Source organism: Roseateles sp. GW823-FHT07B05 (assembly GCF_058794515.1).
The window spans coordinates 98,832-105,992 of the sequence record NZ_JBXAGX010000015.1; the positions used below are offsets into that span (position 1 = coordinate 98,832).

Genomic DNA, 7,161 nt, shown 5'->3' on the forward strand with positions numbered 1-7,161 from the left:
ATCCAACCCGAAGGGCCGGGGCCGAAGCCCGATGACCTCCCAAGTATGCAGACCTTCCCTTAGGTGAACGTCCCAGTTGGTCAATATCGAACACGCCCGGCATGCTTGTGGCACTGCAGCAATGAACTCACCTCCGATGATGAAACGACGCCCCGCCGTCGTCGTGCTCGCAGCAGGACGCGGTTCACGCTTTCGCGGCCCGGGACACAAGCTGGAACAGCGGCTGGGCGGCGCGCCCGGTGCCGACACCTTGCTGACGCGCACGCTGCGGCACGCCATCTCCACGCAGCTGCCCGTGGTCGTCGTGACGACCGCCAGCTTCGCCGCCACCGCGCACCGCTTCGTAGCGGCCCGCGACGTCGTGACGCTGCCCGAGCACGATGCCGACGGCCGGCCGCACCCCATCGGCATGGGGCATTCCATCGTGGCCGGCGTCAGCGCCACGGGGGACGCCGACGGCTGGCTCATCCTGCCGGCCGACATGCCGCTGGTGCAGCCCGCCACCATCATGGCCGTGGCGCAGGGGCTGGAGCGCTACCCCGTCTGCTTCGCGCAGTACCGCGGCATGCAGGGGCATCCGGTGGGCTTCGGCACGGAGCTCTACTCGGAGCTGATGGCCCTGCATGGCGACGAGGGCGCGCGGCGCATCGTCGCGCGCTACGCGGCCCAGCCCATCGCCGTCGACGACCCCGGCGTGCACGTCGACGTGGACACCGCCGAAGACCTCGCCCGCCTGCTCGGGTGACTCACAGCGGCGCGCACAGCCCGTGCCGCGCCGCCAGGTGAGCCTGCCGCTCCAGTTCCATGTCCCGGATGCCGTGCTCACGCAAACCCTGCACGGTGCGCAGCAGGTAGTCCAGCGTCGTGCCGTAGCGGCCGCTGGCGTGCCGGAAGATGTGCAGCAGCTCGGGCTCGTGCAGCGGCCCGGTCCAGTTGGGGCTTTGGCGCGAGAGCGTGAACGCCAGCGCGCGCAACCGGCCGGCATCCGTGTCGCAGTTCAGCCAGCGCGGCTCGTAGACGCCGTTGGGCATCTCGCGCGCCCACAGCCGGGTCAGCACCGCCTCGCCGGCTTCGCGCGGGATGCGGTAGACCAGGCCGCGGCAACTGCCGCCGGACAGCAGCGCCAGCACCAGCCCGGGCTCCTGCGGCGAGCCGCGGTTCACGCGCGAGCGCATGCGCAGCACGCGGTGAAAGCCCAGCACGCGCGCGGGCAGGGCCTGCGTGAAGTCAAATTCGGGCCGCCAGATCAGTGAGCCGTAGGCGAACAGCAGCAGGTCGTCGCCGCTGGCGCGCCATTCGGCCGCCGTGCGCTGCAGCAGATGCTGGCTGCGTTCGGGGCCATGAGGAATGTGGATTGCCTGTGACGCCATCGCCCGCCATCTTGTCACGGCGGAAAGCCGAAGGTACCCAGCCCGTAACCCGCAAGTCCTCGTGGGCAAGTAATATGGTTACCTAAATTCTCAACGTCCGGTTACGAAGCCGAGGCGCAAGGAGACCCCAGAGATGAACACCACCCTGAACGAAGTCACCGCCCGCATCCGCGAGCGCAGCGCCAAGCTGCGCGGTGACTACCTGGCCCGCATCGCCCAGCTGAACAACCGCCAGCGCGGTTTCGAACGCATGGGCTGCGCCAACGTGGCGCACGCCGTGGCGGCGCTGCCGGCCAACGACAAGCTGCGCATCGTGGCCGAGAAGGCGCCGCACCTCGGCGTCGTCACGGCCTACAACGACATGCTGTCGGCCCACCAGCCCTACGAGGACTACCCGGCGCAGATCCGCGCCGAGGCCCATCGCCTGGGCGCCACGGTGCAGGTGGCCGGCGGCGTGCCGGCCATGTGCGACGGCGTCACGCAGGGCCTGCCGGGCATGGAGCTGAGCCTGTTCTCGCGCGACACCATCGCGATGAGCACCGCCATCGCGCTGACGCACGACGTGTTCGACGCGGCGCTGCTGCTGGGCATCTGCGACAAGATCGTGCCGGGCCTGCTGATCGGCGCGCTGCACTTCGGCCACCTGCCCACCGTGTTCGTGCCGGCCGGCCCCATGGGTACCGGCATTTCCAACAGCGACAAGGCCAAGGTGCGCGAGCTGTACGCGCAGGGCAAGGTCGGCCGCGACGAGCTGCTGAAGAGCGAGTCCGCCGCGTATCACAGCGCCGGCACCTGCACGTTCTACGGCACCGCCAACAGCAACCAGATGCTGCTGGAAGCGATGGGCCTGCACGTGCCCGGCAGCGCCTTCGTGCATCCGCACGACGACCTGCGCACCGCGCTGACGCGTGAGGCCGTCGCCACGGCGTTGAATATCTCCGGCCGCGTGGCCGGCAAGGCCGCCAAGCCCATCGGCCATGTCGTCGACGAGCGCTGCATCGTCAACGCGATGGTGGCGCTGCTGGCCACCGGTGGCTCCACCAATCACCTGATCCACTGGGTCGCCGTCGCGCGCTCGGCCGGCATCCTGATCAACTGGACGGATTTCTCCGACCTGTCGGGCGTCGTGCCGCTGCTGGCCCGCGTCTACCCCAACGGCAGCGCCGACGTGAACCAGTTCCAGGCCGCGGGCGGCCCGAGCTTCGTCATCCGTGAGCTGCTGGACGCCGGCCTGATGCACGAGGACGTGCTGAGCGTCGGCGGCGACAACCTGCGCCCCTACACCACCGTGCCGCGCGCGGTGGGGCAGGGCGGCGAGGTCGTTCGCGAGGCGCTGCCGGCCGCTCCCATCGACGACAGCGTCGTGCGCACCGCCGCCGCGCCGTTCAGCGCCAGCGGCGGCCTGAAGCTGCTGGACGGCAACCTGGGCCGCGCCGTCATCAAGTCCTCCGCCGTGCCGGAAGACCGCCACACCATCGAGGCACCCTGCCGCATCTTCACGACGCAGGAGGCCATGCTGGCCGCGTTCAAGAACGGCGAGCTGGAGAAGGACGTCGTCGTCGTCGTGCGCTTCCAGGGCCCGCACGCCAATGGCATGCCCGAGCTGCACAAGCTGACGCCGCCGCTGGCCGTGCTGCAGGGCAAGGGCTTCCGCGTTGCGCTGGTCACCGACGGCCGCATGAGCGGCGCGTCGGGCAAGGTGCCTGCGGCCATCCACGTCAGCCCCGAGGCGCTGGCCGGCGGCCCGCTGGCCAAGCTGCGCGACGGCGACGTCGTGCGCGTCTGCGCCGTCAACGGCGTGCTGGCCGCACTGGTCGACGAGGCCGACTGGGCCGCTCGCGAGAACGTGAAGCTGGCGCCCGCCGAGGCCGACGTCAACGCGCACGGCCTGGGCCGCGAACTCTTCGCGGGTCTGCGACGCAACGTGCTGAGTGCCGAAGAGGGCGCTGTCACCTGGTTATGAACAATTGCGTGCCAGACCGATCGAGCGAAGCGAGTAGCTCTGGCACCACTGACTAAAGAAAAATGCTTGAAACCCTGAGCCTGGCCAGCCACGGCCCCGTCATCCCCGTCATCGTCATCCAGCGCCTGGAGGACGCCGTTCCGCTCGCCGAGGCGCTGGTCGCCGGCGGCGTGCGTGTGCTCGAAGTGACGCTGCGCACGCCCGTCGCACTGCAGGCCATGGAAGCCATGGCCAAGGTGCCCGGCGCCATCGTCGGCGCCGGCACGCTGCGCACGCCGCAAGACGTCACCAACGCGAAGAACGCCGGCTGCGTGTTCGGTGTCAGCCCCGGCTACACCGACGCGCTGGCGTCCGCCTGCAAGGCCGAGGGCCTGCCGCTGCTGCCCGGCGTGTCCACCGCGTCGGAAGTGATGCAGGCCAACTCGGCCGGCTTCAACTTCCTGAAGCTGTTCCCGGCCACGGCCGTGGGCGGCGTCAACCTGCTGAAGGCGCTGGCCGGCCCGTTCGCGGACGTCGCCTTCTGCCCCACCGGCGGCATCTCGCTGCAGACCGCGCCCGACTTCCTGAAGCTGCCCAACGTCAAGGTCTGCGGCGGCTCCTGGCTGACGCCGCAGGACGCGGTGGACGCCAAGGACTGGGCGCGCATCACGAAACTGGCTGCAGAGGCGTCAGCGCTGCGGTAAGTCGAACAGCAGGCAGGTTGTGCTCGCATGCGCGTACAACTTGCCATCGTGGCCGACGAGTTCGGCCTCCGACGTCGTCACCTGCCGGCCGCGGTGCACCACGCGGCCGATGGCGCGCACCAGCGGCACACGGTCGGTCAGCGCGCGCACCAGGTTCACCTTGAACTCCAGCGTCGTGTAGGCCCGGCCGATCGGCAGCGTCGTGTGCACGGAGCAACCCAGCGCCGAATCCAGCAGCGTCGCGAACCAGCCGCCATGCACGCTGCCCAGCGGGTTGTAGTGCTTGAACTGCGGCCGCCCCTGGAACACGGCTTCGCCGTCCGCGACCGAGATCAGCGTGAAGTCCAGCGTGTCGCTGATGGGCGGGCGCGGCGCCAGGCCGTCCAGCATGGCCTGCATCTGCTGCAGCCCGGTCTTGCCGGCCAGCATGGCGGGTGACGCCAGGCCGACCTCCTGTTGCACACGGGCCAGCACGGCCGCCTCATCGGCGCGCCACTGGGCGAGCAGGTCGTCGGGAGAAGGATCAGCAGTCATGTCGGCGGCCCGGAAGTTGAGCCGCCGATTCTGCGCAAGCGCGCCCGAAGCCGCTGTCGCCTGGGTTCAGGCCGCCAGCCGCATGGGCGCCTGGGCCGGCGCGCGCCGCTGCGGCTCCACCAGCCGCAGCTCGTCCAGCACGGCGCCCTGCCACGGCAGCAGGTAGACCAGCGTCGCCAGCGTCGTGCGGCGGCGCGACGACAGCAGCGGGCGGCCGCGGTCGTCCAGCAGCAGCACGTTGGAGCGCACGTTCAGCGGGTCCGCCTGTACAACGGTGCCTTCGTCGATCTCCACCCAGTCCCATTCCAGCCAGGCGCTGACGTCGGCATAGCGGCGCTCCCAGCGGGTCGTGCCGCCCACGGAGCGCTCCGCGGAAGGGGCGCGCAGCACGCGGGTGTGGGCGTGGCGGACGTCCGCGGCGGCGCTCGACAGCGCGGCGGCGGGCCAGCAGACGCTGCCCTCGGGCAGCCGGATCAAGGTGGACATGAGCAATACCTCACGGTCGTGGAATTCGAACGAGGGGCAGTCTCTGGTCACCAAGGGGGTGGCAACAAGCTGGCAGACTTGGCAGGTATGGTCACCCCGGAAATGAACTATCAGCAGCTGATCGACGTCGGCATGAGCGAGGACTTCGAGAGCTTCGAGCGTCGGCTTGTGTCCACGGCACATGCCATGGGCTTCTCGCTCATCTCCGGGGGGCTGATGCGCGGCACGCTGAAGGAGTCAGGCGTGCAAGGGCGCAGTTTTGGCAACAGGCCCGATGCCTACGTCGATGCGCACAACGACATTACCGACGCCATGCGAGACCCGGTTCTTGAGCGGCTGATGTCCCAGCCGCTCCCGGTGATCTACGACCGGCAGACCTACATCGACGCTGGCGTCGGGGAGCTCTGGGAACTGCAGGCGCCCCATGGCTACAAGACCGGCATCGGCATGAAGCTTCACCTGCCGGGGGACAAGCTGTTCCTGCTGGGAGTCGACCGCGAGGAAGCGCTGCCCGAACCCGGCGCCGACCTGATGCGGCTGATTGCCGGCCTGCAGCTGCTGGGCGCCCACGCCATGACCGCCGCGGACAGGCTGCTCGGCCCCGACCTCGATCTGGGTGACATGCCCAAGTTCACCAAGCGGGAGATGGACGTTTTGAGGTGGACCGGCCAGGGCAAGACCGCCTGGGAGGTCAGCGTCATTCTCGGCATGAGCGAGAAGACCGTGAACTTCCATCTGGGCAACGTGATGCGCAAGTTGGAGGTCAATTCCAAGCATCAGGCAGTCTTGAAATGCGTCGCCGCGGGCATTCTTTGAGGCGGACAACCTAGCAGACTTGCCAGGTTTCTAGGGGGGCGAAAACGGGGACAGTCCGGGTCAGCGATTTCCCGCCACACCCCTCTGGAGCCCCACATGAGCCTCATCGACATCTTCTTCGAAGTTCTCGGCCTTCCCCGTACGGGCTTCTGATCGATACGCGCAGCGAGGCTCTTTCCCAACGATGCTGCGCCCCTCCGAATTCAGCCAAGAGTTCCGCAGTACTGGCAATGGCCAGCTTGAACTCGACGACACCGTGTCCATCTCCTCTGAAACCTATGCCCGGCTGCTGAGCCTCGCCGACCAGGCCCCGCTCGAATGCCTGCCGCTGACCGAGCGCACGCTGGAACGGGCCAAGACACTGGGCTACAACCAGATCGGCCAGATCCGCACGACGCCGGCAAGCCGGCTGGTGGGCGACCTGGGCGAGGATCGCGCCGAGGAACTGCATCGCGCGCTCGACGACTTCGGCATGCGGCAGACGAGCACCGCCGACTGACGGCCCGGCTCGAACACCGCGTTTGCGCAACCCAGGCGCCGCCAGGCGGCCTGGGTTTTTTTGAGGCGTCGGCGTGCGAGCATGTCGGCATGCAAGACCGCGACATTCCCCTGGACGCCTGGCCGCGCCGCGCGGCGCTGGCCCATTTCCGCCACATGGCCCAGCCGGCCTTCAGCGTCACCGTGCCGGTGGACGTGACCGGCCTGCGCGAACGCGCCGCCGCCCACGGCGCCACACCCTGGCTGGCCTACCACCACGCCGCGCTGGAGGCGGCCAACACGGTGGACGGCATGCGCCAGACGCTGCTGGCCGAGGGCCTCGGCGTGCGCGAGTTCGCCGCCATCCATGCCAGCACCACGGTGCTGCGCGATGACGGCAGCTTCGGCTTCGTCACGCTGCCACGCGACCCGTCGCTGGAAGCGTTTGCGGCGCGGGCCCGCCCCCATGTGGAGCGCGTGCGCCGCGCCAGCGGCGACCTGTTCGCCGCCGACGAGCCCGGCGACGTACGCGAGGAAACGCTGGTGCACATGACCGCGCTGCCCTGGCTGGCCTTCACCGCCTTCACGCATGCCCGCGGCCAGGGCGACGACCGGCCCAAGATCGCCTTCGGCCGCTTCAAGGAAGAAGGCGGCCGGCTGCTGATGCCGGTGGCCGTGGACGTGCACCACGCGCTGTGCGACGGCGTGCATGTGGGGCGCTTCTTCGAGCGCCTGCAGGCCGGGCTCGACGCCATCTAGCTGTGACGTTCCGATAGGTTGTTCATCCGTCCCTGATTTGGGAAGCTGGGGTTGTCGAGACCTCCCGCAACCC

Annotated in this window: 9 protein-coding genes; 6 read left to right on the top strand and 3 right to left on the bottom strand. The window is 69.3% G+C overall.

From position 1 onward, the window contains the following. Window positions 1–139: 139 nt before the first annotated feature. A complete protein-coding gene (locus AC1Q7O_RS23790; protein ID WP_492661212.1) occupies window positions 140–745 on the top strand; it encodes a nucleotidyltransferase family protein in 606 nt (201 codons plus the stop codon). 1 nt (window position 746) lies between these two features. Here AC1Q7O_RS23790 and AC1Q7O_RS23795 read toward each other — a convergent pair whose 3' ends face one another. Continuing rightward, window positions 747–1,370 (bottom strand): gamma-glutamylcyclotransferase, encoded by a 624-nt coding sequence (locus AC1Q7O_RS23795; RefSeq protein WP_492661211.1) that lies wholly within the window; start codon window positions 1,368–1,370, stop codon window positions 747–749. 133 nt (window positions 1,371–1,503) lie between these two features. On the opposite strand from AC1Q7O_RS23795, the gene edd reads away from it, so the two are divergent. Next, window positions 1,504–3,333, top strand: a complete 1,830-nt coding sequence (gene edd, locus AC1Q7O_RS23800) for a phosphogluconate dehydratase (RefSeq protein ID WP_492661210.1) — start codon at window positions 1,504–1,506, stop codon at window positions 3,331–3,333. Between the two features lie 62 nt (window positions 3,334–3,395). Next, entirely contained in the window at window positions 3,396–4,016 is a 621-nt protein-coding gene (gene eda, locus AC1Q7O_RS23805; RefSeq protein ID WP_492661209.1) for a bifunctional 4-hydroxy-2-oxoglutarate aldolase/2-dehydro-3-deoxy-phosphogluconate aldolase, read from the top strand. Here the strand turns inward: eda and AC1Q7O_RS23810 are convergent. Both AC1Q7O_RS23810 and AC1Q7O_RS23815 read right to left on the bottom strand, forming a co-directional pair. Beyond that, window positions 4,002–4,550, bottom strand: a complete 549-nt coding sequence (locus AC1Q7O_RS23810; RefSeq protein ID WP_492661208.1) for a PaaI family thioesterase — start codon at window positions 4,548–4,550, stop codon at window positions 4,002–4,004. The two genes, eda and AC1Q7O_RS23810, sit on opposite strands and share 15 nt — an antisense overlap. A gap of 66 nt (window positions 4,551–4,616) precedes the next feature. Further along, window positions 4,617–5,036: a DUF4902 domain-containing protein gene (locus AC1Q7O_RS23815; RefSeq protein ID WP_492661207.1), complete on the bottom strand. Its 420-nt coding sequence runs from the start codon at window positions 5,034–5,036 to the stop codon at window positions 4,617–4,619. 87 nt (window positions 5,037–5,123) lie between these two features. Here AC1Q7O_RS23815 and AC1Q7O_RS23820 point away from each other — a divergent pair, with 87 nt between their 5' ends. The 3 genes from AC1Q7O_RS23820 (at window position 5,124) to AC1Q7O_RS23830 (ending at window position 7,088) form a co-directional block, all read left to right on the top strand. Continuing rightward, window positions 5,124–5,852, top strand: a complete 729-nt coding sequence (locus tag AC1Q7O_RS23820; protein ID WP_492661206.1) for a LuxR C-terminal-related transcriptional regulator — start codon at window positions 5,124–5,126, stop codon at window positions 5,850–5,852. A 184-nt stretch (window positions 5,853–6,036) separates the two neighbouring features. Then, the gene (locus AC1Q7O_RS23825; RefSeq protein WP_492661205.1) at window positions 6,037–6,351 is read left to right on the top strand and encodes a hypothetical protein; all 315 of its coding nucleotides are present in this window, start codon (window positions 6,037–6,039) and stop codon (window positions 6,349–6,351) included. A gap of 89 nt (window positions 6,352–6,440) precedes the next feature. Then, window positions 6,441–7,088: a CatA-like O-acetyltransferase gene (locus AC1Q7O_RS23830; protein ID WP_492661204.1), complete on the top strand. Its 648-nt coding sequence runs from the start codon at window positions 6,441–6,443 to the stop codon at window positions 7,086–7,088. The last annotated feature ends 73 nt before the right edge of the window (window positions 7,089–7,161 follow it).